General features: G+C 52.6%; 27 protein-coding genes. 5 read left to right on the top strand and 22 right to left on the bottom strand.

The features are described 5' to 3' along the window. Position 1 precedes the first annotated feature (1 nt). The 18 genes from H6868_01395 to H6868_01310 form a co-directional block, all read right to left on the bottom strand. Complete coding sequence (locus tag H6868_01395; protein MCB9987969.1) at positions 2-1,066, bottom strand: acetyl-CoA carboxylase carboxyltransferase subunit beta; 1,065 nt, start codon at positions 1,064-1,066, stop codon at positions 2-4. 75 nt (positions 1,067-1,141) lie between these two features. Continuing rightward, the gene (locus H6868_01390; GenBank protein MCB9987968.1) at positions 1,142-1,936 is read right to left on the bottom strand and encodes a tryptophan synthase subunit alpha; all 795 of its coding nucleotides are present in this window, start codon (positions 1,934-1,936) and stop codon (positions 1,142-1,144) included. Continuing rightward, positions 1,933-3,165 (bottom strand): tryptophan synthase subunit beta, encoded by a 1,233-nt coding sequence (gene trpB, locus H6868_01385; GenBank protein MCB9987967.1) that lies wholly within the window; start codon positions 3,163-3,165, stop codon positions 1,933-1,935. The genes H6868_01390 and trpB overlap by 4 nt, the downstream gene beginning before the upstream one ends. A 13-nt stretch (positions 3,166-3,178) precedes the next feature. Further along, entirely contained in the window at positions 3,179-3,808 is a 630-nt protein-coding gene (locus tag H6868_01380; protein ID MCB9987966.1) for a phosphoribosylanthranilate isomerase, read from the bottom strand. A gap of 15 nt (positions 3,809-3,823) precedes the next feature. Next, complete coding sequence (locus H6868_01375; protein MCB9987965.1) at positions 3,824-4,600, bottom strand: hypothetical protein; 777 nt, start codon at positions 4,598-4,600, stop codon at positions 3,824-3,826. A gap of 26 nt (positions 4,601-4,626) precedes the next feature. Next, positions 4,627-5,343 carry an orotidine-5'-phosphate decarboxylase gene (pyrF, locus tag H6868_01370; GenBank protein ID MCB9987964.1) on the bottom strand — a complete coding sequence of 239 codons (717 nt, stop codon included), beginning with the start codon at positions 5,341-5,343 and terminating at the stop codon, positions 4,627-4,629. Positions 5,344-5,363: 20 nt separating this feature from the next. Beyond that, positions 5,364-5,699 (bottom strand): LapA family protein, encoded by a 336-nt coding sequence (locus H6868_01365; protein MCB9987963.1) that lies wholly within the window; start codon positions 5,697-5,699, stop codon positions 5,364-5,366. Positions 5,700-5,744: 45 nt separating this feature from the next. Next, the gene (ihfB, locus tag H6868_01360; protein MCB9987962.1) at positions 5,745-6,038 is read right to left on the bottom strand and encodes an integration host factor subunit beta; all 294 of its coding nucleotides are present in this window, start codon (positions 6,036-6,038) and stop codon (positions 5,745-5,747) included. Between the two features lie 249 nt (positions 6,039-6,287). Further along, entirely contained in the window at positions 6,288-8,087 is a 1,800-nt protein-coding gene (gene rpsA / locus H6868_01355; protein MCB9987961.1) for a 30S ribosomal protein S1, read from the bottom strand. Between the two features lie 102 nt (positions 8,088-8,189). Beyond that, a complete protein-coding gene (locus tag H6868_01350) occupies positions 8,190-8,843 on the bottom strand; it encodes a (d)CMP kinase (protein MCB9987960.1) in 654 nt (217 codons plus the stop codon). Further along, the gene (locus H6868_01345) at positions 8,843-9,676 is read right to left on the bottom strand and encodes a transporter substrate-binding domain-containing protein (GenBank protein MCB9987959.1); all 834 of its coding nucleotides are present in this window, start codon (positions 9,674-9,676) and stop codon (positions 8,843-8,845) included. The genes H6868_01350 and H6868_01345 overlap by 1 nt, the downstream gene beginning before the upstream one ends. Beyond that, positions 9,673-10,506 carry an ABC transporter substrate-binding protein gene (locus tag H6868_01340; GenBank protein MCB9987958.1) on the bottom strand — a complete coding sequence of 278 codons (834 nt, stop codon included), beginning with the start codon at positions 10,504-10,506 and terminating at the stop codon, positions 9,673-9,675. Before H6868_01340 ends, H6868_01345 begins: the two co-directional genes overlap by 4 nt. Next, entirely contained in the window at positions 10,503-11,333 is an 831-nt protein-coding gene (locus H6868_01335) for an amino acid ABC transporter substrate-binding protein (GenBank protein MCB9987957.1), read from the bottom strand. The genes H6868_01340 and H6868_01335 overlap by 4 nt, the downstream gene beginning before the upstream one ends. Positions 11,334-11,348: 15 nt before the next feature. Beyond that, positions 11,349-12,710 carry a 3-phosphoshikimate 1-carboxyvinyltransferase gene (gene aroA, locus H6868_01330; protein ID MCB9987956.1) on the bottom strand — a complete coding sequence of 454 codons (1,362 nt, stop codon included), beginning with the start codon at positions 12,708-12,710 and terminating at the stop codon, positions 11,349-11,351. A 30-nt stretch (positions 12,711-12,740) separates the two neighbouring features. Beyond that, complete coding sequence (locus tag H6868_01325) at positions 12,741-14,927, bottom strand: EAL domain-containing protein (GenBank protein MCB9987955.1); 2,187 nt, start codon at positions 14,925-14,927, stop codon at positions 12,741-12,743. 285 nt (positions 14,928-15,212) lie between these two features. Continuing rightward, positions 15,213-16,331, bottom strand: a complete 1,119-nt coding sequence (gene pyrC, locus H6868_01320) for a dihydroorotase (GenBank protein ID MCB9987954.1) — start codon at positions 16,329-16,331, stop codon at positions 15,213-15,215. Between the two features lie 5 nt (positions 16,332-16,336). Further along, complete coding sequence (locus H6868_01315) at positions 16,337-16,942, bottom strand: energy transducer TonB (GenBank protein ID MCB9987953.1); 606 nt, start codon at positions 16,940-16,942, stop codon at positions 16,337-16,339. A 49-nt stretch (positions 16,943-16,991) separates the two neighbouring features. Next, entirely contained in the window at positions 16,992-19,067 is a 2,076-nt protein-coding gene (locus H6868_01310) for a TonB-dependent copper receptor (GenBank protein ID MCB9987952.1), read from the bottom strand. 145 nt (positions 19,068-19,212) lie between these two features. Between H6868_01310 and H6868_01305 the strand changes: the two genes are divergently transcribed. Together H6868_01305 and H6868_01300 are read left to right on the top strand one after the other, a co-directional pair. Further along, positions 19,213-20,073, top strand: a complete 861-nt coding sequence (locus H6868_01305; GenBank protein MCB9987951.1) for a response regulator — start codon at positions 19,213-19,215, stop codon at positions 20,071-20,073. Between the two features lie 64 nt (positions 20,074-20,137). After that, a complete protein-coding gene (locus tag H6868_01300) occupies positions 20,138-21,523 on the top strand; it encodes a cysteine--tRNA ligase (GenBank protein ID MCB9987950.1) in 1,386 nt (461 codons plus the stop codon). 2 nt (positions 21,524-21,525) lie between these two features. On the opposite strand, the gene H6868_01295 is transcribed toward H6868_01300, so the two are convergent. Both H6868_01295 and H6868_01290 read right to left on the bottom strand, forming a co-directional pair. After that, positions 21,526-22,215 (bottom strand): hypothetical protein, encoded by a 690-nt coding sequence (locus tag H6868_01295; GenBank protein MCB9987949.1) that lies wholly within the window; start codon positions 22,213-22,215, stop codon positions 21,526-21,528. A gap of 22 nt (positions 22,216-22,237) precedes the next feature. Further along, entirely contained in the window at positions 22,238-22,630 is a 393-nt protein-coding gene (locus H6868_01290; protein MCB9987948.1) for a hypothetical protein, read from the bottom strand. Positions 22,631-22,722: 92 nt separating this feature from the next. On the opposite strand from H6868_01290, the gene H6868_01285 reads away from it, so the two are divergent. The 3 genes from H6868_01285 to H6868_01275 all read left to right on the top strand — a co-directional run bounded on the left by H6868_01285 (position 22,723) and on the right by H6868_01275 (position 23,797). Further along, positions 22,723-22,923, top strand: coding sequence for a zinc-finger domain-containing protein (locus H6868_01285; GenBank protein ID MCB9987947.1), 201 nt, complete (start codon positions 22,723-22,725; stop codon positions 22,921-22,923). Between the two features lie 104 nt (positions 22,924-23,027). Further along, on the top strand, positions 23,028-23,549 hold the full coding sequence (locus H6868_01280) for an Hsp20 family protein (GenBank protein ID MCB9987946.1): 522 nt from the start codon (positions 23,028-23,030) through the stop codon (positions 23,547-23,549). 17 nt (positions 23,550-23,566) lie between these two features. Next, on the top strand, positions 23,567-23,797 hold the full coding sequence (locus H6868_01275; GenBank protein MCB9987945.1) for a hypothetical protein: 231 nt from the start codon (positions 23,567-23,569) through the stop codon (positions 23,795-23,797). A 3-nt stretch (positions 23,798-23,800) separates the two neighbouring features. Here H6868_01275 and H6868_01270 read toward each other — a convergent pair whose 3' ends face one another. Both H6868_01270 and raiA read right to left on the bottom strand, forming a co-directional pair. Beyond that, on the bottom strand, positions 23,801-24,274 hold the full coding sequence (locus H6868_01270) for a PTS sugar transporter subunit IIA (protein ID MCB9987944.1): 474 nt from the start codon (positions 24,272-24,274) through the stop codon (positions 23,801-23,803). A 211-nt stretch (positions 24,275-24,485) separates the two neighbouring features. Continuing rightward, entirely contained in the window at positions 24,486-25,109 is a 624-nt protein-coding gene (gene raiA / locus H6868_01265) for a ribosome-associated translation inhibitor RaiA (GenBank protein MCB9987943.1), read from the bottom strand. Positions 25,110-25,111: the final 2 nt, after the last annotated feature.

Below are 25,111 nucleotides of genomic sequence, written 5' to 3'. Positions count from 1 at the left end.
TTTATTCTTCGGCGATTTTTTTAACCGCCGGTGCCGGCACATTTGCCGGCTGTTTGGCGGGCACAGTTTTCTTAATCTGTGCCTTTAAGGGTACGACATTGTTTTTTGCCGCGCGGGGTGCAGCCGGCTTTTTGCCGTTTTCTTTACCGTTTTTGCCTTTTGCGGCCGGGTTTTCTTTTCCGCCGCGGCCCGGTTTACGGGCGCTGTCGCCATTAGATGTGTTGAACAGCAGCCCTAAAATGCGCCCCAGCGTTTCATGCAGATCTTTCCGCGGTACGACCATGTCAACCATGCCGTGTTCCATGCAGTATTCCGCCGTTTGGAAGTCTTCCGGTAGTTCTTCGCGGATGGTTTCCTGGATAACGCGTTTTCCGGCAAAGCCGATCATACAGCCCGGTTCGGCAATGTGGATATCGCCGACCATGGCAAAGGACGCGCTAACTCCGCCGGTGGTAGGGTCGGTCAGAATAACGATATAAGGCAGCCCGGCGTCCTTGACCATTTCTACGGCGACGATACTGCGTGGCATTTGCATCAGGGACAAAGCGCCTTCTTGCATGCGGGCACCGCCGGAGGCCGGAATGGCGATCAGGGCTGCGCCGTCTTTGATGGCTTCCTGGGCGGCGGTGACGAGTCCCTCACCGACGGCTGTTCCCATGGACCCGCCCATAAAGGCGAAATCAAAAGCGGCAATAACGGTCGGTGCGCCGCCTATCGTGCCTTTGGCAACGATGATGGCGTCGTCCCGCCCGGTTTTGGCGCGGGCTTCCTTCAGGCGGTCGGCATATTTTTTCCGGTCTTTGAATTTCAGCGGATCGTGCGGGACTTTCGGTACGGGCACCGATTTATAGCGGCCTTCGTCAAACAAAAGCGTTAGACGCTCTGCGACAGAGATTCGCATGTGATGGCCGCAATGGTAGCAAACATTGATGTTTTCCAGCAGGTCACGGTGAAACAGCATGCCTTCACAAGACGGACATTTGCTCCACAGGTTTTCCGGGACGTCTTTTTGCTGTTCGACGATAGAGCGGATTTTCGGGCGGATAAAGTTAGTCAGCCAGTTCATGATCTCTGTTTTACCGTTGTTAATGAGAAGGGTGATTTATCTCGCATTTAAGGGGCGTATGTCAAGGGGAACGCTCTAAAGGGCGGCGGCCAGCGTTTTGACTTGCCGGTCGACATCCTGAACCGCTTTTTCACCGCTCTGTATTTGCGCTATCGTGGAGACGATAGATGACCCGACAACGACCGCATCACCGATCCGGCTCATTTGCGCGGCATCGTCCGGTGTTTTGATGCCAAAGCCGATGGCGATGGGTAAATCTGTCATTTTCCGTATATCTTCTATGTGACCTGCAACCTGATCCGTATCGGCGGAGGCCGTTCCGGTAACGCCGGTGATCGAAACGTAGTAGAGGAAGCCGCTGGCGCCCTCCAGAATCGTCTCAAGCCGCTCCGGTGTGGTGGTCGGTGTGACGAGCCGGATAATGGCTATGTCGACATTTCGGGCCGCTGCGTTCAGCTCGGAATCTTCTTCCGGAGGCAGATCGACAACAATCAGGCCGTCGACCTTGGATTCTTTACAATCAGAGATAAAACGGTCCGTACCGTATATATAAATCGGGTTAAAATAGCCCATCAAAATGACGGGGGTTTCTGTGTCTTGATCCCGGAATGCGCGGACCATCTCCAGCGTTTGTTTCATACAGGCGCCGTTTTTCAGGGCGCGATTTGAGGCCATTTGAATGGCCGGCCCATCGGCCATCGGATCGGAGAACGGCATACCGAGTTCGATGAAGTCTGCACCGGATTCGGGGAGGCGATTCAGGATCTCTTGCGATGTGTTTTTGTCGGGATCGCCCGCCGTGATGAAGGTAACCAACCCGGTCCGTTTTTGCGATTTCAGCGCGGCAAATTTTTTCTCTATGCGGTTCACAGGGTCACCCCCAGACGATCAGCAACAGTGAAAATATCTTTATCGCCGCGGCCACAGAGGTTCATGACGATGATGTGATCTTTGGGCAGGTTCGGGGCGATTTTCAAGACATGAGCAAAGGCGTGGGACGGTTCAAGTGCCGGGATGATGCCTTCGAGCTTGGAGAGGCGCTGAAAGGCTTCCAATGCTTCATCGTCAGTGACAGATACGTAATCGACGCGGCCCTGATCGTGCAGCCAGCTATGTTCCGGCCCGATGCCGGGGTAGTCCAGCCCCGCAGAGATCGAGTGCGCTTCGGTGATTTGCCCATCTTCGTCCTGTAGTAAATATGTTCGGTTGCCGTGTAGAACGCCTGGTTTTCCACCGGTCAGAGAGGCGGCGTGGGCGCCTGTGTCAATGCCGTAACCGCCAGCCTCGACGCCGATCATGCGGACATCCGGGTCGTCAAGGAACGGGTGAAACAGGCCAATCGCGTTTGATCCGCCGCCGATGCAGGCCACCAGCGTATCAGGCAGGCGTCCTTCGCGCTCAACGATCTGCTCGCGGGTTTCATTACCGATGACGCTTTGGAAATCGCGGACCATGGCCGGATAAGGGTGTGGTCCGGCTGCCGTTCCGATGATGTAGAACGTGTCATCGACGTGGGCGACCCAGTGACGCAAGGCTTCGTTCATAGCATCTTTCAGCGTTGACGCGCCCGATGTGACGGGCACGACTTCGGCGCCTAGAAGCTTCATACGAAAGACGTTGGGTTTTTGCCGTTCCACATCGGTGGCGCCCATGAAAACCGTGCAGGGCATATCGAACAGGGCGCAAACAGTGGCGGTGGCGACGCCATGCTGACCCGCGCCGGTTTCGGCAATAATCCGCTTTTTTCCCATGCGTTTAGCCAGCAAAATCTGGCCCAGGCAGTTGTTAATTTTATGGGCGCCGGTGTGATTGAGTTCATCCCGTTTGAAATAGACTTTGGCGCCGCCCAGATGGCCGGTGGTTTTTTCGGCAAAGTAAAGCGGGCTGGGCCGTCCGATATAATCACGGGCGTAGCTGAAGAATTCACTCCAGAAATGCGGATCGTCCTTGGCATCGTGCCAGGCCTCTTCAACCGACAAGATCAACGGCATCAGCGTTTCGGCGACGTAACGGCCGCCGTAAATGCCGAAATGGCCATTTTCATCCGGCCCGGTTTTGTAAGAGTTCGGGGCTGTCTCTATTTTTTTCTCGCTCGTCATAATAGACGGATTATTAGCGGGTCTTATGCACTGCGTCTATAAATTCTTTGATTTGCCCGGCGTCTTTTTGACCGGGGGTGGTTTCAACGCCGCTGGAGACGTCAACGGCATCCGGGGATAAAACGGTCAGTGCTTCGTTTACGTTCCGGGCATTGAGGCCGCCTGCCAGCATCCATGGGGTTTTAGAGCGGTAGTCTTTTAAAATCGTCCAATCGAAGGTCTGGCCAGTGCCGCCTTCCTGTCCGCTGATTTTTGTATCGAATAACAGCCAGTCGGCGATGCCTTCAAAGTCGCTGGCCTGTATCAAGTCGGATGCATCGGCAAGGCGGAGTGCTTTTATAACGGGCAGATTGAACCTTTTTTGCACGTCTTTGACCCTGTTTTGGCTCTCATTCCCGTGGAGCTGGATCATTGTGATCCCCGTTGCGGCTGCTCGTTCCAGTTCTTGATCGGTGGGGTTTACAAACAGGCCTACGGCTTCTACGCCGGTGGGCAGTTCCCGAATGAGCATGGCGGCCAGAGCCGGGTCTACGGCGCGTGGCGACGGCGGGTAAAAGACGAATCCGACAAAGCGGGCCCCGTTTTTCACGGCGGCGCTCAGCGTTTTGTTATCTTTGATGCCGCATATTTTAATGGAAACCATGGTCCGGGCGGCTTTCTAAAAAGTTTTGTTCTGCATGGCGTGCTGGTAGTAATTGGACAATACGCCCACGCCCAGCGCGTAAGATACAGGTTGCAGGTAAACCAGCATCGGCAGGCTTACGATGAAATTGATGATCCCGATCATTGCGGGGGAGACACCGGCAACGGTTAAAGCCCCGACAATGCCGCCTGTGATGCCGCCATAGAGGATCGAAGCCAGGATAATACGCCATGAGGCAAAAAACGGGGCGGACATGATTTTCCAGATGTACCCGTTGGTTGCCTTGTATGATTGCCTCAATGACAAATGGCTGCGGACGGCTTTGGCCGGGAAGTAAAAACAGACTTTGATGAAGGCGTAGAACAGGAAAATAATGATGGCGACGAACATGATTATGCCCGGCGCGCCAAGAAAGAAAAGTACGCTTGATAATGCACCAATCACTAGAAGTCCTAGGAAAACGCCAATTCCCATGCCCAAAAAGGCCAGATCTGATTTCTCCGGTTTGAAAGGATTGACCGGGTCGGTGCGTTCCGGGCCGAACAGGACCACGCGGTGCCATGTAATCATAAAGCAGGTATAGAAATAGGCGGCTATGACACTGCCGAAAATGAAATTCCCTCTCATTTGGGGAATCATGATATTTCCGAGAACATCCAGAGCATGTAACCCGATAATCCAGGGGAGAAGCGGTCTTAGATAAAGCCAGAAATACCCCATATTTTCCTTGGTAAAGGTTCGGATCATGGCGCCGGTTTCGCGGATACCCAGAGTTGGTGTGATATGGGGCATGTGCGGATGCTTTCTGTCTATTCAGGTCACGAGAGAGTTTGCAGTATTTCCTTTGCCGCCGTTTCCGGGTCGTCTGCTCCGGTGATCGGGCGGCCAATGACGAGGTGTGTGGCACCTGCTTTTAAAGCGGCTTCCGGGGTCATGACCCGTTTTTGGTCGCCGATGGCTGCTCCTGCCGGGCGGATGCCGGGAACCATTAGTGTGAAGTCAGGGCCGCAAGCGGCGCGAACGGGTTCGATTTCCTTTGCCGAGCAGACAATACCCGCCAGTCCGGATTTCTGGGTCAGACGCGCCATTTTAACTACTTGCGCTTCCGGGCTGTCGGCATAGCCAACCTGCCGCAGGGCGGTTTCGTCCAGTGATGTTAAAATGGTCACGGCCAGAACCTTGGGAGCGGGCACCCCGATTTTATCCGCCGTTTCGTTTGCCGCGTCGAGGGCGGCCTTCATCATGTCCTCTCCGCCGGCAGCGTGAACGTTGATATAGGCGGGTGATAAGTGCGTTACGGCGCGGACGGCCCCGGCCACGGTGTTGGGAATGTCATGGAATTTCAGGTCCAGAAACAGCGGCAGTTCTTCATAAGCCTGCCGGATTTCGGCGATGCCCTGCGGACCTTGCGCATTGAAAAATTCGAGTCCCAGCTTCAGGCCGCATCCGGCTTTTTGCATGGCGGCGGTCAATGCTTTGGCCCGGTCCAGATCGGGGGTGTCGATGGCGCAAAAAATGGCGGGCTGGGCGGTCATGGTTGGATCCTTACTTGTGTTCAGTCATAATCCTGTGCGGATTGATCGGCCAGCAAGGCGCTGGATGACGGGGCGGGGGTTCCTTGCAGGCGCGTTAGTTCATTTTCAAGCCGTTCGATTGTTTTACGCTGTTTGCGGCGGTCCCGGCGGGTGGCTGCCCCGTTAAACCAGACAATCAGGCCGCCGAACAGGAAGCCCACGAACAGGCCGCCGACCACGGGCAAAAACAAAGGAAGATCAACGGGGCCGTGAACAGGACTCCATGTCACCGCAACCGGGGTACGGTTGACCAAGGCAAACACGATGATAATAGCGGCCATAAAAACAGATACAAGCCAGCGGAGAAATCCCACCATTGATCCTTTCCGGTCTTGTTGGTTTTAAAGAGAACCGGCGGCGGATTAAATGTCGCCGTCCTCGTCATTCAATCGTTCGCGCAATCCTTTTCCGGTCTTGAAGAACGGCAGGCGTTTGGCTTCGACCTGCACGCTTTCCCCGGTCCGCGGATTGCGGCCTGTGCGGGCATCACGTTCCTTGACGGAAAAAGCGCCGAACCCGCGCAATTCAACACGGTCGCCACGGACAAGGGCAACCGTTATTTCTTCAAAAACAGTGTCGACGATTTTTTCAATGTCGCGCAAATACAAATGCGGGTTTAGTTCTGCCAACCGCTGGATTAATTCAGATTTGGTCATGGACCTGTGCTCCCTTAAGTTCGACGGTCTTTTGTCCATTAAAAAACGACCGCTGCTACGAATAATATGTAACCAATAATGTCCCTAACAAGCCCACAATGCCCTATTCGAAATTCATTCGTCAAGGAAAAGTCTTTGATGGAAAAGGAAAATTTATATATATATGCCCAAAAAGAAACCGGGCGGTTTGGGGCCGCCCGGTTTTGTTTAAACCCTTGTTATCCAAACGAAGGAGATGGATTGTCCGGGTTATTCTTTTGATTCAGCCTCGTCATCTTTCGCAGCTGCTTTTTTCTTAGGTGCTGCTTTTTTCTTAGGCTTTTCTTCAGAGGCGTCTTCTTTGGTGCTTCCTTTTTCTTGCAGGGCGGCACCCAGAATATCACCCAAAGACGCACCGCTTTCGGTCGAGCCAAACTCTTCCAGGGCGGCTTTGTCTTCGTCAATTTCACGGGCCTTGATGGACAGGCTCAATTTGTGAGATTTCTTGTCAACAGCCGTGACTTTGGCATCGACTTTCTCACCGACAGCAAAGCGGTCAGGGCGTTGCTCGGAACGCTCACGAGACAGGTCTGCTTTCTTGATGAAGCCGATCAGGACATCGCCGACTTTGACTTCGACGCCGCCAGCGTTCACTTCGGTGACGATCCCGGTCACGATATCGCCTTTCTTGACGCCATCTGTGGCGCCTTCAAACGGATCGCTGCCCAGTTGTTTGATCCCCAGAGCCACACGCTCTTTGTCAGCGTCTACTTCAAGGATCTTCACTTTGACCATGTCGCCTTTGTTGTAGGCTTTCAGGGCTTCGTCGCCAGACTCTTCCCAGGAAATGTCGGAGAGGTGAACCATACCGTCAATGTCACCCGGCAGGCCAACAAACAGGCCAAACTCGGTAACGTTGCGGACTTCACCTTCCAGAATTTCTCCGGCTTTGTGATCTTTGGCGAACGTGGACCACGGGTTATCCTGACACTGTTTCAGGCCCAGAGAGATCCGGCGTTTTTCTTCGTCAACATCCAGAACCTTGACTTCGACTTCCTGAGATGTGGAAACGATTTTACCCGGGTGAACGTTTTTCTTGGTCCATGACATTTCAGAAACGTGAACCAGACCTTCGATCCCAGGCTCAAGCTCAACAAACGCACCGTAATCGGTGATGTTGTTGATGCGTCCCTTGATGACATTGCCAACCGGGAAACGGGCGGCGATGCCGCTCCATGGATCGCATTCCAGTTGTTTCATACCCAAAGAAATACGTTGGTTTTCTTCGTTGTAACGAATGATCTGAACTTCGATTGTTTGGCCAACAGTCAAAACTTCCGAAGGATGGTTGACGCGTTTCCAAGAGATGTCGGTAACGTGCAACAGACCATCTACGCCGCCCAAATCAATGAACGCACCGTAGTCGGTGATGTTTTTAACGACGCCCTGAAGAACCTGGCCTTCTTTCAGCGTGTCCATCAGGTCGGAGCGTGCTTCTGCGCGTGATTCTTCCAGAACAGCCCGGCGCGAGACAACGATGTTGCCACGGCTGCGGTCCATTTTCAGGATGTGGAACGGTTGCGGCGTACCCATCAACGGGCTGACGTCGCGGACAGGACGGATATCGACCTGAGAGCCCGGCAGGAAGGCAACAGATCCGCCCAGATCGACGGTGAAACCGCCTTTGACCCGGCCAAAAATCACGCCCGTTACGCGCTCTTCTTTCTCGAAAGATTTTTCCAGTTCGACCCATACTTCTTCGCGGCGTGCTTTTTCGCGCGACAACTGGGTTTCTCCGTCCCGGCCTTCCATCCGTTCGACGAAAACTTCGACAACGTCACCGGCTTTGATTTCCGGTGTCTGCCCCGGCAGGGAAAATTCCCGGAGGGCAACGCGGCCTTCTGATTTTAGGCCGACATCGATAATTGCAAAATCGTCAGTCAGGGCGATAACATTCCCTTTGACGACGCTACCTTCAAAAGATTTCTGCGATTGCAAGGATTCATCAAGGAGGGTAGCAAATTCCTGAGAGTCATCCCGGTCTTGTAAGTTTGCGGCTATATGTGCCATGGTTAGAGTTCCTTTTCATATGTTTACTAGACATCATCACGACCTGTTTTCTCCCCGCGGGGCAGGTGTTATGTGCCTGTAGTGTTTCGGAAGATCAGTGCTCTAAGCCCGGACGTAAGACAGGGCTTTTCCTAAAACATCATCGATAGTCATATCGCTGGTGTCCAAGAGGATTGCGTCATCCGCAGGTTTCATCGGGGCACTGGCCCGTCCGGCATCCCGCGCGTCGCGCGTTCGCATATCCGCCAAAACGGCGTCATATGTAACGGAAATTCCTTGGGATTGCAACTCTTTAAAGCGCCTTTGGGCACGGATATTGATGTCGGCGGTGACAAAGAGCTTCAAATCAGCGTCCGGACATACCACCGTACCTATGTCGCGGCCGTCTAAAACCGCTCCTTTTGCGCCTTTTGGCGGGTGTGCGGCAAAGTCTTTTTGGAACGCGAGTAGAGCTGCTCGAACAGCCGGAAAAAATCCGACTTGGGAGGCGGCTTGTCCGGCCTCGTCCGAGGTCAGGGCCGGGTCTTGCAAGTCTTCCAGCTTTAATGTTTCGCTCAGATGCTGTGCTTTGGTAACCGCCGCGGTTTCATCGGACGGGTCATTGCCGTCCTGAATGACCCTGTAACCCACATAGCGATAAAGTTTGCCGGTATCCAGCCAGGCATAGCCGAGCTCTTGCGCCAATTTGCGGGCCAGTGTGCCCTTGCCGCTGGCGGCTGTGCCGTCGATGGCGATGATCGGGAGGCCAGAGGTCATTATTCAGCAGCCTCATACGGTTTGGCGATTAGGCGGTAGGAATCAAGTTCTGGATCGTATTTGCGTAATATATTTTCGATTGTGCCGTTTAACAGCAACGTTCTGATCCCGACGTCAAACAAGAGTTTTAATTTGATTTCATCGGGATGAAAAGCCAAGGGCGGCGCCGGGTAAGCCCTAATTGGCTCTTTGCCGATGGTTTTTATTTTTCCGGGGTTGGCTTCTATAAAACGGCGTCCCGGTGCTTTTTGCAAAAAGGCAACATCCGCTTTTTTTGTCGCTACAGATTCCAAAACCATCGAAATATCCGTTAGTTGCGGCAGGGCATAAGTTTTAGCATCGGGAAACATTTCAGCTGCGATTGACTGCGCCAGTTCCCCGTCGATAACGGCGATGGTGATGTCCGGGCTATTGACGGCTGTCAAGGAATCGTCGAACCGGGTATCGTCGCTGCGGGCAAAGGCGTACGTGACACCGTAATTGCTCGGCACACTGAATAAAGCACGTTTGGCGCGTTGCGGGTTTTCGAACAGCCCTGAACACAGCGCGTCATGCCGTCCGGAATATAACCCTTCGAACATGTGGGTAAAGGGCACTTCCTCGGTCCACTCAATTTTAAGATCTAGTTGCTTCCCGAGCGCTTCTATCGTTTCGACAACCGTTCCCGACAAAGCCCCTGTGTTTGGATCCTTGATCGTTTCCGGGGGATAGACGATATAGGCGCAACGCATCACACCCGTATGCATCACCCGGTCATAGACGGATTCTTTCTCCGCTGCCTGGGCGGGTAAGGCGATCAACAGGGCGATTATGGCTAGAATTATCTGTTTCATTGGGCGACCTCATAGTCGGGTTGTATGCGTAGGAATGTGCCCGGGTATTTTTCGTATTTTTTCAGGATGGCTTCGAACGTGCTATTATTAAGCATTTCAATGGTGGCGATGTCGAGCATGCGTTGGAAGCGATATTCTCCGCCTTTGACGGGGATTGATACCGGCATGGCTTGAAAAGGTTTTTCGAGTTTAACGCGCCGGATTTTTCCGGGATTGGCAGCCATAAACTCCAGCGCTCCGGATACTTCCGATAAGGTGGCGTCAGCTTTGCCGTCGGCTACCGTCATGTAAAGCTCTGCCATTGAGGCTAGTTGTGGCAAATCAAGAGTTTGTGCCTGCGGGAAATTGCGGTCTGTGATTTTATTATAAATATCCCCTTCGACAATTGTCATGGTGATCGCCGGATCGTTCAATTTTTCGGGGTGATAATCAAAACGCGTGTCGTCTGCCTGCACGAACAAATCACTGGGCATGTAGAAAAGCGGGGACAGGAAATCAACTTCCCGCGCGCGTTCGGCATTATAGGCCGTCGTTACGCAATAGGCGTCAATGCGGTTAAATTTCAGGGCTGCAACCATATCGCCCCAGCCGATTTCTTCGGCCCATTCGATTTTCAGGTTCAGGTTTCGGGCCAGCGTTTCCATGTAATCATAAAAAACGCCGGACATTTCACCCGTATTCGGGTCTTTGTTCAAATGACCTGGCCACATGGCATAGCCGCAGCGGATCGTTCCGGATTTCATGACACGGTCATAGACGGACTCATTATCCGCGGCGTGGACCGGGAGCGTAATAAACAGGATCAAAAGGGTCAGAATGAGAGGCTTCATTTTTGGACCTCGTAGGGTTTGGCAACGGGCAGGAACGAGCCGGGGAACAGTTCCCATTTATCAATCAGACGGGTCATTTCGCCGTTGTGGATAAGTTCTTCAATCGACTCGTCAATCCAGAATTTCAGGTCGTATTCGCCGCGGGCAACGGCGACCTTGAACGGGTAGATGCGGATCGGGTCATCGTTGATTTTTTTCAGGGCGCCGGGGTGGGCCTCGTTGAATTGCATGAACCGATTATGATCCAGAAAGGTTGCGTCAGCCTTTTTGTTCATGACGTTTAGCTCCATCTGGGTCGCCGGGGCATCTCGCGAAATACCGGTCGTTTTTGCGTTTGGAAAGCGCAGTTGGCGAATTTGATCTTCGACGGATCCGTCCTGAACCGAGACGGTGTAGGATTCATCATTCAAGGCCATGAAGCCATTGTCAAAGCGGGTGTCATCGCCGCGGACATAGACGTTGATGCCGGAAAAAAACACCGGGACGGTATACAAAGCCACACGGGCGCTGGCGGCGTTGGGCCAGTCGGGGGTGCAGATTGCGTCATAGCGGCCGGTCATCAGTCCTTCATACATGTTGCCGAAGGAGAGTTCTTCGGTCCATTCAACATCGAGGTTCATGTTTTTGCCAAGGATTTCCCACATTTCAACGAACATGCCCGATAGCTCACCGGTGTTGGGGTCAACCTGCGTGGCCGGGGGAAAGACATAGTAGCCGCAGCGAATCTTGCCGGATTTTATGACCCGGTCATAGGCGTTGTCTTTATCGGCGGCATGAGCAGGAAGAGCGATAAACAGGGCCAGCAGGGTTACGATCAGGTATTTCATGGCAGCGGTCCTTTGTTACAGGGCGAGGGCGACCGGATTGTCCGGTGAATCAATGGCCGCGCCGAGATCGTTCATTAAATCGACAAAATTCGGGAAACTGGTGGCGATCGGTCGGGCATCGTCGATGGTGACGGGTTCGTCCGTAACCGTGCCGAGGACCAGAAAGCTCATGGCGATCCGGTGATCCAGCGCCGTTTCGATGGTGGCGCCGCCGTACGGCGGTTTTCCCGTGCCATGAATTGTCAGCCAGTCTTCGCCCATTTCAAGGTTTACACCGCAGGCTTTCAGCCCTTCGGCGACCAACAGCAGGCGATCGCTTTCCTTGACGCGTAGCTCGGCCAGACCGGTCATGCGGGTTGTGCCGTTAGCACAGGCGGCGGCCATAGCCAGAACAGGGAACTCGTCGATCATCGCCGGCACGCGTTCGGCCGGGACATTTATCCCCTTCAGGGAACCGGTGCCTCGGATAATCAGATCGGCGACCGGTTCCCCGGCTTCGGTACGTTCATTGGCAAAAGTAATATCAGCGCCCATTTCCTTTAAGGTGACGTACAGCCCCGTACGTCTGTCATTCATGCCAATCCGCGGCAGTTTGATTTCCGATCCATCGACCAAAAGCGCGGCAACAGCCGGGAAAGCTGCCGAGCTGGGGTCGGCGGGGATATCGACGGTGCAGCCGAATAATTCCTGTGGTCCGTCAATCGTGATAACGTACGCTCCGGTGTCGTCGCGGGTTGTCGTTACGTCTGCGCCAAAAGCGCGGAGCATGTTTTCAGTATGATCGCGGGTAGGTTTGTCCTCTATGACCGTGGTTTTGCCTTTGGTATTTAAACCGGCCAGCAAGATCGCGGATTTAACCTGTGCCGACGCGACGGGCAGATGGTAGGTGATCGGCCTTAGGTTGTCTGATCCCTGTATCGTCAGCGGCAGGCGGTCGCCCGTGCGGGTCAGGAACTTTGCGCCCATTTCTTCCAGCGGTGTTTTTACGCGTTTCATCGGGCGTTTTCGCAACGAACCATCGCCGGTCATGGTTACTGTGATGGGGTGGGCGGCAATCACACCGGCCAAAAGCCGTGTCGAGGTGCCGGAGTTCCCCATATCCAGAACATTGTCCGGTTCCTGTAGATGCCCAGTGCCGACGCCATGAATGCGCCATGTGCCGTCTTGCGCGTTTTCTATCCGGGCGCCCATGGCTCTCATCGCTGCGGCTGTGTCGAGGACGTCCTCGCCCTCCAGCAGGCCATGGATGATGGTCTCCTCCTTGGCTAAGGCGCCCAGCATAAGAGACCGGTGCGACATAGATTTGTCTCCGGGGATGCGGGCGGTGCCAGTGAGCTTTTCAGCTTTGGATGATGTCAGGGGTCCAGTGTCTATCATGCTTCTTGATAGCGCCGGACGGTTAGAAAATCAACTGTCGAAACTAGCCAGATCGCCGTTATATTCAGACAGGAACGTGTTGATCTGATCTTCCGGAATGGGACGGGAGTAGCGGAAACCTTGTACTTCATCACAATTTTCAGCCCGGAGGAAGTTTTCATGGTCAATGGTTTCCACGCCTTCCGCGATGACTTTCAGGTTCAGCGAATGGCCAAGGCGAACGATTGTTCGTGCAATCGCTGCATCATCCGCGTTGTTCAGGGCGTTCCGGATAAAGGACTGGTCGATTTTCAGCCGATCAATCGGGAATTGCCGCAGGTATGACAGGGAAGAATAGCCGGTTCCGAAGTCGTCAATTGCCAGCTCAACACCCAGACCGTGAAGGTTTTGCAGGGTTTGAATGGCGTGCGTAATATCGTCCATAAAGACGCTTTCTGTTACTTCCAATTCTAACTTGTTGGCGGGAAGTCCGGTTTCCTGAAGTATTTTGGATACGGTGGCTACCAGGTCACTTTGATAGAACTGGGCGCCGGATACGTTGACGGCGATGCGGAAATTGTGACCTTCGTTGTTCCATCTTGCGGCGCTTTCACACGCTACGCGCAAAACCCATTCTCCGATGGGGACAATCAGCCCAGATTGTTCGGCAATCGGAATAAAATCGACAGGCGGGATAAAGCTTCCACCTTCTTTGCTGTTATCCGGCTTCCACCAGCGTATCAGGGCTTCCGCGCCGATAATGCGGCCTGTGTTGAGATCGAATTGCGGCTGGTAGTGCAAAAGTAACTGGTCGTGCTCCATGGCATCGCGGAGATCGCGGAGCATCTGGAAGCGCTGCTGGACCGCCCGATCAAAATCTTCGGAGTATTCACGGACGGTGTCCCGGCCTTTTTCTTTGGCCTGATTTAGAGCAATATCGGCGTTTTTCAGAACCTGATCGGGGTCGGTGCCATCATCCGGGAACGTGGCGACGCCGATGGAGGCGCGGACCTGAAAGTTTTCGTTAAATGCTTTAAACGGTTCGGCACGGATTACGTGCGCCACTTTTTCACCGATATCGCGGGCGTCGGTAATATCCTTTGTCAGGGCCATGGTGATCGCGTATTCGTCCTCGCCGGTCCGGGCGACGACGGCTGATTCCGGCATAGCCGCGCGCAAACGTTTGCCAACGGCCCGCAGAATGGCATCGCCAACGTTATGCCCCATACTGTCATTGATGTCTTTAAAGTGGTCGAGGTCAAGAGCCACGACGGCAAATCGGCCTTCGGCCCCCTCCGCGCTGTTTTTCTTGGCCTGTTCACTTAATTTCTGGATAAACAGGGTCCGGTTGGGCAGTCCTGTCAGGCTGTCATAATAAGCCAGCCGGTGAATCTGGTCTTCGGCGGCGCTTTTGATATGCCGGATGTTTTCCGCGTTCTGGTTGATTAGTCGTTGGGCGATGCTGATGGTGCTGCCTATTTCATCATTGGGATCAAAGGGCGATGCCGGAATGTTAGGCTGTTCCGGGTTTTCCGAAGCCCGCATAAAGTTATCACGTAAGAACAAAATGGGTTCAAGAAGCCAGCGTCCCAGCGCAATCATCAAAACCGTTGTCACAAACGCTGACATAAGAAGCATAATCCACATGGTTTGCTTGATATGATCGATGACCATCCCCTGGATATGGGTTGCATCGAGCCGGGCGACGATTGTGTAAGGCCGACCTAAATGGCCGGGGCGAAAAACGACTTCATAAGCGTTGCCGTCGGCGCTGCGATAGGAAGACATGGTGTTATCGCGGTTGAGCATGCTTAGAACAACCTGATCCCCAAAGGAACCCAGAAGGTTCTCGCCAATCGCTGAATAAATAACCAGACCGGTGATTGCTGTGTTCGTAATTAAATGTTCTGCTTTTTCGGTGTTGATTGGGGATTCCAGCGAATTGCTGGTTTTTTTGTCCATAACCAGAGCAATGCCGGCTCTGCCTGTTTCCGCCAACTCATTCAGGCGTGTTTGTTCATAGTCCTTGATGGTCAGGCTGAGTATGGTGACCTGTACGGTTAAAATCGTCAAAAACACAGCCAGAGCAATGCGCCAGCTCAGACGGCTGCGCCACATGTGAACAGGCGTAGACATAGCGCCTAAGCTCAGCCCACCCAGTTTTCCGGCTTTTTCAGTTGTTTTCTTTCTCATGCTGTAAGGCAGATCCAGAACAGATTGTTTTTGAGAATGTGACATAGAACAAGTATCCTGAACCATCCTATTGTTTTTTGCGTGTAACCTCAATCACAAAGATTGAAAACTTGTTGTTCTTCTTGTTCCTGAAATCAAAAAAACAGCTCTTTTCGCCATAATTTTTTAGCCCAAGATTTACTGTCAATCATACCGTGAAAAGTATTAATAAGGGCTTTAGAAATTTGAACGAGATAGAATTTCGATCTCTTAATTGTTTGAAATACAAAGGAAATTAACTTTAAAATTTTATGAAAAATTGTATTAGATTTTCTTTATTTAATGGGCTTTTTACGACAGGTTCCACGGAAGAACGGTTCCTTTTTCCGAATGGAGCGGATTCATGCCTGCCGGCAGAGGTGTTATCGGCCCCGCCGGAGTGTTCAGGATATCGATTTTCTGGGGTTCTTTGGTCAGCGTGAAGGTCTCTTCCGGGACGGGCAGGTTATAAAAATCAGCACCGTTCAGACAGAGAAAACGCTTGAAACGTTCTTGCCCGTCAGTGCCGGACAAATCAATCCCGCTTTCTTCAAAGGCTTGCGCGTAGAGTTGTGGGGCGACGCCCCCCGTGAAGCATCCGGCGGCGCAGCCGCATTCGGTTGCTTTTTTGGTATGCGGCGCACTGTCGGTGCCTGCAAAGAATTTGGTGTTATCGGGGGCTGTTGCCGCGACCCGCAAGGCGGTCCGGTCGTCTTCGAACTTAACAACGGGCAGGCAGAACAAATGGTATTTTAGACCTTGAATCAGTGTCCCGACGGTATAGAGCAAATGTTGCGGTGTGATGGTTGCGGCGACGTTGGGGCCGTGGCTATGAACGAAATCAGCGGCGGCTTTGGTGGTGATATGCTCGCAGACAATTTTGAGGTTCGGGAATGTACCCGCCAGTTTGGGCATATGGTCGCGGTAAAACAGGGTTTCGGCGTTGATATGCCTGTCAAAGTAGTGTTCGGCACACAGGCCGTGTTCTTCGCCGTGGATGCAGAGAACAATGCCATGTTTCTCCATGGCCGCGAAGACGCCGTTTTCGATGAATGTTTCCAGCGGCGCGCCGAAATCGGCATTGGTTGTGCCGTGTGGCGGGTAATATTTACAGGCTTTCAGTTGGCCGCTTTGAGCGCCTTCGGCAATCATTTCAGGTGTGGCGGCGCGGGTCAGGTACAGCGGTACGATGAGTGTCGAAAAGGCATCTCCCCCGGCGGCGCGAATGGCGGCGGCATAATTTTCGATGCTTTGCATGCCGTCCGTTTCATCTTTTGCGTGGACCACCGCGGTGGGCGGCCTTGTGTTCGGCATGGCCAGGACCCCGGCACAACCCATGGAAATCTGGGCTTGCACCAGTGGCGTCAGCAATTCTTCTTGCCGCATATGCATATGCAAATCGTACCATTTGGGAAGCGTGAATTGGGTCATGCATTTTACCTCTTGAGACTGAAATGAATGGGTAGCTCGAAGGCTCTGGCCTCCAGAGTTTGGGGTGGCGGCGGATAAGGGCTGGCTTGCCGGATGGTGACCAGCGCCGCGTTATCCAGAATGTGTTGTCCGGATGTCTTGATAACGCGGGCGTGTTGCAGATTCCCGGCGGGATCCATGCTGAAGGCTACGGTGGCCTCTCCTTCCAGCCCGCGGCGGCGCGCGGCTACCGGGTAATATTTATGCTCTTCGATATGCCGGACCAGTGTTTGCCGGTAGTCGTAAGGCATGATGCCTTTGTGACCGGACTCTTTTGCCGTGGCCGTTCGGGGGGCGGTTACGGGCGTGGATTGCTCGACGCTTTGTGGTTCGGTAGCCTGTTTTTGGCTTAAAACCGGGCCGATATCATCCAGAAGGACCGATTTTTGTGTTTTCGGTTGTTGTGGTTCGGTGACCGGTATGATTTGATTTTGTTCCGGCACGGGCACCGTTTCGGGAATGAATACCAGATCGACAGAGATTGCTTCGGTAAAGGCAGGGCCACGGCCATATATAACGCCGGCACTGACCGTAACGATCAAAGCCGCCAGTATCAATCCGTGCAAAGACACGGACAGGATGAAGGCCGGCAGCTTTTCCGATTTATGGCGCAGTGTGTTCCTAGAACTGGGCCGATACGCGCAGCCAAGCGGCTCGTCCGGGTTCGTTGACCTGGATTTCCGTGGGATCGAAGGCATTGCTGCGGTTAAGGTGGCGCGCATAGTCATGATCCAGAACATTATCAACACCAAGCTTCACCGTAAAGACCGGATTGATCTCCATATCCGCATAAAGGTCCAGTGTGATATAGCCGGGTGTCTTGTCGGCGTCGCGCATGCTGGTGTCATTGTCGATCCGGTTTTGCTGGGTTGCAAAGTTCATGCGGCTACCAATGGTCCAGTTGTTGCGCCCATAATTGACGGCAACGTGACCTTCGATCGGTGGAATTTGTGCCAGCGCATCATGGTCTTCATCATTGTTGCCGTAGGTATAAGCCAGGGCGGCGTCAAGACCGACAACATCGCTAATCTGCCACTTTCCTTCGATTTCTCCGCCCGCCAGCGTAGCGTCGATATTGCGGTAAACGGCTTCATTGCTGTTGGCAACGATGCCGTCCTGACCGCGGGCGAGGTCACGCATGATGAAATTGTTGACATCGTCATAGTAGGCCATGGCCCCGAACGACCAGCTTTTCCCTTCGGTCGAAAATCCGGCGTCAATCTGATGATGGGCTTCAGGCTCAAGCTGTGGATTACCAACCCAGCGCTGGGCGGCGGCGGCGCTATTGGCAGCCATAAAGCGCTCGGTGGTGTCGGCGGTGCGGACCGAGCGGCTGATCCCGGCAAACAGGGTTGTGTTTTCCTTCATGTCGTATTCCAGCCGTGCCAGCGCTCCGAAATTATGTTCGGTTTGATCGGTGGCGGTATAGCCGTAATGGTTTTGGTACAGGGTATTGGCTGATATAGCGCCAAACACGATGTCAGCGGCGTTGGCCTCCGCCTTGACCCGGTCATAGCGCCCGCCGAGTTTCAGGCGGGTTTGGGCGGCCATCGGTATTTCCCCTTCAGCGAACAGCCCTGTCTGGGCGATCGTGGCATCCGGCCACATGTAGGATTGCGGGGTGGTAGCATCGGGTGCCGCCGGAACGCCGCTGTAACGCTTGGCGTCGCGGTTATTGTCATGGTGTTCGATTCCCAGAGTGAATGGAATATCCTGCAGCATCATGTCTGCCGTAATTTTCCCGCCGAATGTATCTGATTCCGAGGGAACCCGCATTTTCATGCCGGTGTTGGTGCGCAAAGAGTAATTATCCATCATGTGATCAACCAGCGATTTATAAGCCTCGACCGTAACCGCGCGCATGAAATCATGATCGTATTTATGGGTAAGCTTGCTGCGGTAAATGTAGCTTTCGTCCAGCGGTGCATCCATGCCGGCGCCTTCGAACAAGGCGTCATCCGTGCGCAGACGTTCAAGTCCCAGTGTTAAAGCGGTGTTGTCACTGATGTTCCATGTCGGCATCAGGTTAAGGGTATGAGAATTAAAAGCGCCGCGGACTTCATTACCGCTGCCGTCTTCATAGTTGTGGGCGCGTGTGACGGAAGCGTTCAGGCGGAGTTGTGCGATTTTATTGCCGGCAGCAACATCGACAAAGCCATCACGTACGTTGCCGTTCAGGCCGTATCCGGCTTCGGTTTTGCCGGACCACTGGATTTGATCGCCGGTGAAATCATAGGGCTTGCGTTCGAACAATACGGTTCCCCCTGTGCCGCCAGGGCCGGCTTGTACAGTTTGATAGCCTTTTAAAACCGTGACTTCGTCATAGCTGTTTACTGCAGCAAAAGAGGCGGGGGGATCCATCCGGTTGGGGCATCCGCCGTGGATGAATGCGCCATCGACAAGGATGTTTAACTGGGTTTGTTGCTGGCCGTGAATGACGGGCTCAATTCCATGGCCACCCATGCGGCCACCGGATACGCCGGGGATCAGGCTCAAAAACTGGCCGCCGTCATGGGCCGTTCCGGCGTATTCGTCAGGGATAATGACGCTGGTGCCCGGTGTGTAAGGGAACGGCGCGGCTTGTACGGTCATTTGCGGCAAAGGTTCATAGGAGGAGGTCTGCGCCCACGCACTTCCTGCCAGAAAACATGAAACAAGGCTGAGAGAAAAAGACAGGGTATGCAGGCGGGAATTCATGGTTTTATCTCCTTCATGTTTTAGAAAAGACTGATATTCGTTTAATCCTCTTGTTGTCTGAAAGCAACCCGTTTTGTCTCCGAAAATTTATGGTATAGTGAGTTCTGGTTATGTCGCCGTTCTGGCAAGGGAATTGTAGATAAGAATGAAAATAATTCAGGAAAGCCCGGAGCATCATTTTCTGGGATTTATCGAAAAAATACGCAGCGATGCCAGTGGCTGGGTTGGGATGCATTTTGCGTTGTCGGGGAAAATCAATCATTTTGACCTGACCGATCAGCCGAAGACCATTAAAAAAAACCTCGACAAGATACAGGTCGAAGGGCAGGCGCTTCTTGCAAAGGCGCAGGCAAAAATTGATGTTTTTGGTAATGCTATCCTGTACGGATTTTCCGATGGGGATGTTGTTATATTGATGCGGCCCCGCAATGAAGCAGAGCAGGCCACATCAAAGGAACTATTCGAAACGCTTGCGGGACAGGCCGGGAAAAGTCTGTCCCGTTACAGCCATTTGGCCAAGGACAGCCATACCTATCAGAAACTGGCCGAGCAACGGTTGCTGGCGGCCAAACGCGTGGAGGCTTACCGGGCGATGGCTGATGCGCACAAGGTCGGTTCGTTGGCCTTGCGCCGGAAAAAACGGACCGAGCCGTTCGTGTTATTGGTTGAAGATGACCGGTTTACGGCGGCCTGCGCCATTGATATCCTGAACAAGCAATATAAATTTTCTTATGTCAGCAGCGGGGAAGAGGCGATTATATCCTATATCGAGCATGCGCCGGATATCGTTTTGCTGGATATTCATTTGCCGGGGCTGAATGGCCATGAAACGCTGCATGCGCTTAAGAAAATCGATCCCGATGCCTATGTCATCATGGTCAGCGTCGATACGATGAAAACGAATATCGTGTCTGCCAGCAAAAGCGGCGCTGCCGGGTTTTTGAAAAAGCCCTTTGCCAAGGACCGGCTTTTGGCGGCCATCCAGAAATCGCCCTTTATTAAATAATCCCGTGCTTGCTCTTTTTTACGCAATCGCCTATTCGTAAAGAATAGCAAAAGAGGGATGATTTATGCCGGAATTAAAGCTCCATAATACGTTGACAGGTAAAAAAGATATTTTTACACCGATCGATCCGGTGCATGTGCGGATGTATGCCTGCGGGCCAACGGTTTATAATTATGCTCATATCGGGAACGCACGGCAGGCGGTTGTGTTCGATATGCTGGCGCGGGTTTTGAAGATGCTTTATCCCAAAGTTACCTATGCGTCCAATATCACGGATGTTGATGACAAGATTATGGTCCGGGCCAAAGAGCTGAACGTTCCCATTGACGAGATTACCCGAAAATATGAGCGTATTTATAATGATGATATGGCTGCTTTGGGTGTAAGCAAACCGGATATCCAGCCGCGGGCAACGGAAACCATGCCAGAGATTATCACGTTGATTGAAAAACTGATTATGGCCGGGCATGCTTATGAGAAGGACGGGCACGTCTTGTTCAACGTTCCGTCATACGAGCAATATGGCCGTTTGTCCGGGCGCAGCCGGGATGAGCAAATTGCCGGGGCGCGGGTCGAGGTTGCACCGTACAAGAAAGATCCGGCGGATTTTGTGCTGTGGAAACCTTCTTCTGCTGACCAGCCGGGCTGGGATAGCCCGTGGGGCTATGGGCGTCCGGGTTGGCATATTGAGTGCTCGGCGATGAGCGAAAAATTTTTAGGGCTGCCGTTTGATATTCATGGCGGCGGCGCCGATCTGAAATTTCCGCACCATGAAAACGAGATGGCGCAGAGTTGCTGTGCCCACGGTCATGAAACCGATATAACCGCTTTTGCCAAATACTGGGTTCATAACGGTTTTCTGACGATGAGCGGTACAAAAATGTCGAAATCGCTGGGGAACATCGCGCTGATTCATGAGCTTCTGGAGGATCATCAGGGGGAAGTTTTGCGTCTGGCTCTTCTGGCTGCTCATTACCGGCAACCGCTGGACTGGGGGGATGATACGATTGCCCAGTCGAAGAGCATGCTTGATCGTTTGTACAATGTTTTGAAGGATCTCGCTGATGTTCCGGCTAGCCCGGATGCCGGTGTGCCGGAAAGTTTTATGGACGCTCTTTGTGATGATCTGAATACACCCAAGGCTATTGCGGTTCTTAATGCTTTGGCAAAAGAGGCTGCGTCTGAACGGACTCCCGAACTCAAAGGACAGTTACTTGCGGCGGCGAAGCTGTTTGGTATTTTGCAGGAAGATCCGGCGACTTGGCTTGGATACTCTGTTTCCGGTGATGATATTGATGCCGGGAAAGTTGAAAAATTGTTGCGGGAAAGAACAGATGTTCGTGCAGCAAAAAACTTTGCCCGTGCCGATGAAATCCGGGATGAGTTGACAGCGATGGGGGTTGTTATTGAAGATACGCCTGACGGGCCCAAATGGCGCCGGGTTTCCTGAGGCTAACGGGCGATTAAGACCTGGTAGTAAACGTACTCCCCGGCAGCACCGTCATAAAAACACCCTGCCGTTTTTCCTTTTAGATCGGAGGAACCCGCTTCATCCCCGATCGTGGCCCCATAATTGTAGGCACCGGCAAATTCCGTTATGTCGAGGCCACCATCGGTTGGCGGCGGGTCGTTTTTGTCACCAATGCCCAGCGTATTGTTGATTTCAATGCAGACGGACTCTTTTAAATTCGGCACCACAAAAAGCAAATCGGTACACTCGGCTGCGTTACAGGTAGAGCCGACTTCTTCCACTTCATTTTCACCATAAAACTGAAATTTGGTGCTGCTGTTGGTCAGGGCCAGAGCATCGGGCGTTTTGTATATAATAGCCCCGCCTTCGGGATTAAAGATTTCATTGTCCGGATCGTTATCGTAGGTACCGTAGGCCGGATCGGCATTGGTGTGGGCGAAGCTGATTTCGGTGGCTAGTGCGCCGCGCAGCCGGATCTGGATAGCGGCTTTTTTGATGGTATCGCCGTATTCTATGATGTCCGATGCGTAGAGTTTCAATTTGTCTTTGGTCAAATTTGACAGAGTTGTCCGGTCGCTTTGGGCAACGGCAAAGGTTAGCGCCGCCATGAGCGCGACAGCGATCAGGATGTAGATCATAACATTGCCGGATTGGGAGCAGCTGTTTTTCATGATTCCAGTGTACAGGGAAAATTCAGGCTAAAAAAGGCCGGAAATCATCCCGGTGGCTTTTGGGAATATGAACGGGCATGGTTTTTACTTTGTGGGCGGCCAGCGTTAGAAGAACGGCTTTCCCGGCGCCGATTTCAACATTGTCCATTAGCCCGATTCCCAAAACAGGTTGTTCCAGAGGTTGCCCCTTTTCAAAGGCGGTTTCTATCATCAGGTATCTTGATTTTTCCGATTCAGGGAGGGATTCAAACGGCTTGATAGCGCCCTTTTCGTCCAGCCATTCGAAGGCATAGAGAGAATGGCGCCAGCTTTTTAAAACGGTTTCCAGGTTAACCGACAATGTAATGTAGGACTCTTCGCGGCCCTTTATCGCCGGATTGCTAGTGAAGCGGGTTTCGTTTGCTGTCGTCCCCATCGTTGCGGTTTTCCTCTTGTCACCGGGGTTTTGTAATGTCACTCTATAATAAAGATGCAAATAAAAAGTTAAAGCCTGTAGGAGAGCTTTTCATGCCTGTTCAGACCCCGGAAATGATTGTGGTTGCCGATGATGTCAGCGATGTCAAATGCGATGGCGGGGGTGGGGCACTGGGGCACCCGGTTGTCTGGTATACATTTGATGGCAAGGATGTCGTTGAGTGTCTTTACTGTGATCGGGCTTTTGTCAAAAAACGGGCGGAAAAAGCCTTTAAAGCCGGCAAAGCGGCTTGATCTTGATTTGATCGGTTTCTTTTCTATATACTATTGTTAATAGCGGTGCTGCTTTAAGGCGGGCTGCCGATTGATATTAACTTGCTCATAAGAGGAGTTAGACTATGACAGCAAGACTATCTTTGTTTGACCATCCGTTTTTTCTCGGTTTTGACCAGTTCGAGCGTGACCTTGATCGTTTGAAAAAGAATGCGGACGGTTACCCCCCCTATAATGTGGAACAAATCGGTGACGATTGCCTGCGGATTACGCTGGCTGTTGCCGGGTTTACGATGGATGACCTTGATGTTGAGGTCGAGCATAATCAGTTGACTGTTCGTGGCAAACAGGTTGACGATGAACAGCGGATTTACTTGCATCGTGGCATTGCCGCGCGCCAATTCCAACGGTCTTTTGTCCTGGCTGACGGGATAGAGGTACGTGGCGCGGCTTTGGATAACGGGCTGCTTCACATCGACATGGTGCGTGTGATTCCGGAATCGGCGGCGCGCAAGATCGAGATTTCTGCTCCCGCGGGAAAAGGTAACGGTAAGGCTGCCTTGCCTCCGCAGGCGATTGATGTTGAAATAGATGACCGGGCCGAATCAGGATCGTCTTCTTCTAGCAAAAAAGGCCGGAAATCGTAAAAAAGGGGGCAGGAAAAATGCATCATCCAACAGAAAAATCCCTGCAGGCCCTGAAACGTTTGACGGTTCAGGACTGGCGGCTTTTTGGGGCGCAGTATCTTGCCTATATCCGGCCGGTTGTTCAAGATGGCGTTAAGGCATACGGAGTGTATGCTGCGGACGGCGATTTGCTGGGTATCCTGGAAAACGAAACGACTGGCGCTGTGTTCGCGCAAGAACAATCATTAATGCCCATGACCGTGCATTAACGGTCAGGCGGCAATCATAATTTGTTCGGGGTCATAAAACATGACCTGCAGCGCTTCGGCGTCATGAGAGCCGTGCAGGCGTCTACGCATATCTTCATGGCGCAAAAGCCGGGAGATATGTGCCAGACGGCGCAAATGAAAGGCTTGATCTTCTTTCTGCGGTGAAAGAATCAAAAACACCATATCAACAGGGTCACCATCAGGTGCATCAAAGTCGACCAGATGAGACAAGCGGGCAAAAAGGGTGAACGGTTCCCGAAGTCCGCGTACGCGCAAGTGCGGTATGGCAACACCATCGCCGATGCCGGAGGAGGTTCTTTGCTCTGTATCCCATAAAGCGGCCATTAGATCATGACAGCCAAGCCCTGTAGCCAAGGCTGCTTTTTGGGCCAGTGTCTGAAAAATCTGTTTACGGTTTGCAGCCTTCAGATTAGGCAAAACCAAATCAACCAGCATTTGCTCGTTTGCAATAACCATTTATGTACCTCCACACTGTTTATTGTGCGTTTTGTTTTTTGTTTTTGTAGGAAGATAGATAGTCTGAAAAAGGCCGGGTGCCAAGCTTTTTTAGTATAAAAACTTCATTTAAGTCATTGCTAATACTTAACTTTTTTATATCCAAAGAAAAACCCCTTATTTTCACAAGGGGTCTTTCTAATCTATTTTTTGCTGCGCGATCTTTAGAGAATCAAGCAGCGTTCGCGGCACTGTTGCCATTTCCTTCCGGGTCTACCCAGCCGATATTTCCGTCGGCCCGGCGATAGACCATGTTCAGACCGCTATGGGAAGCATTACGGAACAGCATGGCGGTTTGACCGGACAGATCGAGTCTCATGACGGCTTCCGAAACGCTCATGGTCTGGATGGCCGTGGTCAGTTCGGCTACGACAACCGGATCTTTACCATGGGGCACACTATCTTCACTTTCATCGTGATCTTCGGGCGTAGCTTCCAGCACATAATCGCGTGCCTTCATGCTTTCGGCTTCCGGAGACTTTTCGAGGCGGTCATGGTGATCGCGCAAGCGTTTCTTATAGCGCCGCATTTGTTTGGCAACTTTTTCGGCGGCTGTGTCAAAAGCGCCGTACGGATCGCCCGCGATATTATCGGCCATGACCATAATGTCCTTGCCGATACGAATGGAGATATGAGCTTTGGTCGCGCTATGGCCGTGGCCTTCCTTCGAGAATGTGACGGTGGCGTCGGTCGCATGGTTGAAATATTTGTGATTGATTTCGTCCAGCTTGTCCGTGACGTGGGTGCGCAACGCATCGCCCAGATCCATCTGTTTGCCTTGAACCGTGATTTGCATGG

This window comes from Rhodospirillales bacterium, assembly GCA_020638175.1.
In the GTDB taxonomy this organism is placed as follows: Bacteria; Pseudomonadota; Alphaproteobacteria; order Micavibrionales; family Micavibrionaceae; genus JACKJA01.
The sequence above is the reverse complement of the archived record's forward strand: the minus strand, read 5'-3'. Positions and strand labels throughout refer to the sequence as shown.

What these genes read in the sequence shown, in the direction of transcription:
- H6868_01395 (MCB9987969.1), bottom strand. Translation starts at nt 1,066, where the DNA reads ATGAACTGGCTGACTAACTTTATCCGCCCGAAAATCCGCTCTATCGTC.
- trpB (MCB9987967.1), bottom strand. Translation starts at nt 3,165, where the DNA reads ATGACGAGCGAGAAAAAAATAGAGACAGCCCCGAACTCTTACAAAACC.
- H6868_01380 (MCB9987966.1), bottom strand. Translation starts at nt 3,808, where the DNA reads ATGGTTTCCATTAAAATATGCGGCATCAAAGATAACAAAACGCTGAGC.
- H6868_01375 (MCB9987965.1), bottom strand. Translation starts at nt 4,600, where the DNA reads ATGCCCCATATCACACCAACTCTGGGTATCCGCGAAACCGGCGCCATG.
- pyrF (MCB9987964.1), bottom strand. Translation starts at nt 5,343, where the DNA reads ATGACCGCCCAGCCCGCCATTTTTTGCGCCATCGACACCCCCGATCTG.
- H6868_01365 (MCB9987963.1), bottom strand. Translation starts at nt 5,699, where the DNA reads ATGGTGGGATTTCTCCGCTGGCTTGTATCTGTTTTTATGGCCGCTATT.
- ihfB (MCB9987962.1), bottom strand. Translation starts at nt 6,038, where the DNA reads ATGACCAAATCTGAATTAATCCAGCGGTTGGCAGAACTAAACCCGCAT.
- rpsA (MCB9987961.1), bottom strand. Translation starts at nt 8,087, where the DNA reads ATGGCACATATAGCCGCAAACTTACAAGACCGGGATGACTCTCAGGAA.
- H6868_01350 (MCB9987960.1), bottom strand. Translation starts at nt 8,843, where the DNA reads ATGACCTCTGGCCTCCCGATCATCGCCATCGACGGCACAGCCGCCAGC.
- H6868_01345 (MCB9987959.1), bottom strand. Translation starts at nt 9,676, where the DNA reads ATGAAACAGATAATTCTAGCCATAATCGCCCTGTTGATCGCCTTACCC.
- H6868_01340 (MCB9987958.1), bottom strand. Translation starts at nt 10,506, where the DNA reads ATGAAGCCTCTCATTCTGACCCTTTTGATCCTGTTTATTACGCTCCCG.
- H6868_01335 (MCB9987957.1), bottom strand. Translation starts at nt 11,333, where the DNA reads ATGAAATACCTGATCGTAACCCTGCTGGCCCTGTTTATCGCTCTTCCT.
- aroA (MCB9987956.1), bottom strand. Translation starts at nt 12,710, where the DNA reads ATGATAGACACTGGACCCCTGACATCATCCAAAGCTGAAAAGCTCACT.
- H6868_01325 (MCB9987955.1), bottom strand. Translation starts at nt 14,927, where the DNA reads ATGTCACATTCTCAAAAACAATCTGTTCTGGATCTGCCTTACAGCATG.
- pyrC (MCB9987954.1), bottom strand. Translation starts at nt 16,331, where the DNA reads ATGACCCAATTCACGCTTCCCAAATGGTACGATTTGCATATGCATATG.
- H6868_01310 (MCB9987952.1), bottom strand. Translation starts at nt 19,067, where the DNA reads ATGAATTCCCGCCTGCATACCCTGTCTTTTTCTCTCAGCCTTGTTTCA.
- H6868_01305 (MCB9987951.1), top strand. Translation starts at nt 19,213, where the DNA reads ATGAAAATAATTCAGGAAAGCCCGGAGCATCATTTTCTGGGATTTATC.
- H6868_01300 (MCB9987950.1), top strand. Translation starts at nt 20,138, where the DNA reads ATGCCGGAATTAAAGCTCCATAATACGTTGACAGGTAAAAAAGATATT.
- H6868_01295 (MCB9987949.1), bottom strand. Translation starts at nt 22,215, where the DNA reads ATGAAAAACAGCTGCTCCCAATCCGGCAATGTTATGATCTACATCCTG.
- H6868_01290 (MCB9987948.1), bottom strand. Translation starts at nt 22,630, where the DNA reads ATGGGGACGACAGCAAACGAAACCCGCTTCACTAGCAATCCGGCGATA.
- H6868_01285 (MCB9987947.1), top strand. Translation starts at nt 22,723, where the DNA reads ATGCCTGTTCAGACCCCGGAAATGATTGTGGTTGCCGATGATGTCAGC.
- H6868_01280 (MCB9987946.1), top strand. Translation starts at nt 23,028, where the DNA reads ATGACAGCAAGACTATCTTTGTTTGACCATCCGTTTTTTCTCGGTTTT.
- H6868_01275 (MCB9987945.1), top strand. Translation starts at nt 23,567, where the DNA reads ATGCATCATCCAACAGAAAAATCCCTGCAGGCCCTGAAACGTTTGACG.
- H6868_01270 (MCB9987944.1), bottom strand. Translation starts at nt 24,274, where the DNA reads ATGGTTATTGCAAACGAGCAAATGCTGGTTGATTTGGTTTTGCCTAAT.
- raiA (MCB9987943.1), bottom strand. Translation starts at nt 25,109, where the DNA reads ATGCAAATCACGGTTCAAGGCAAACAGATGGATCTGGGCGATGCGTTG.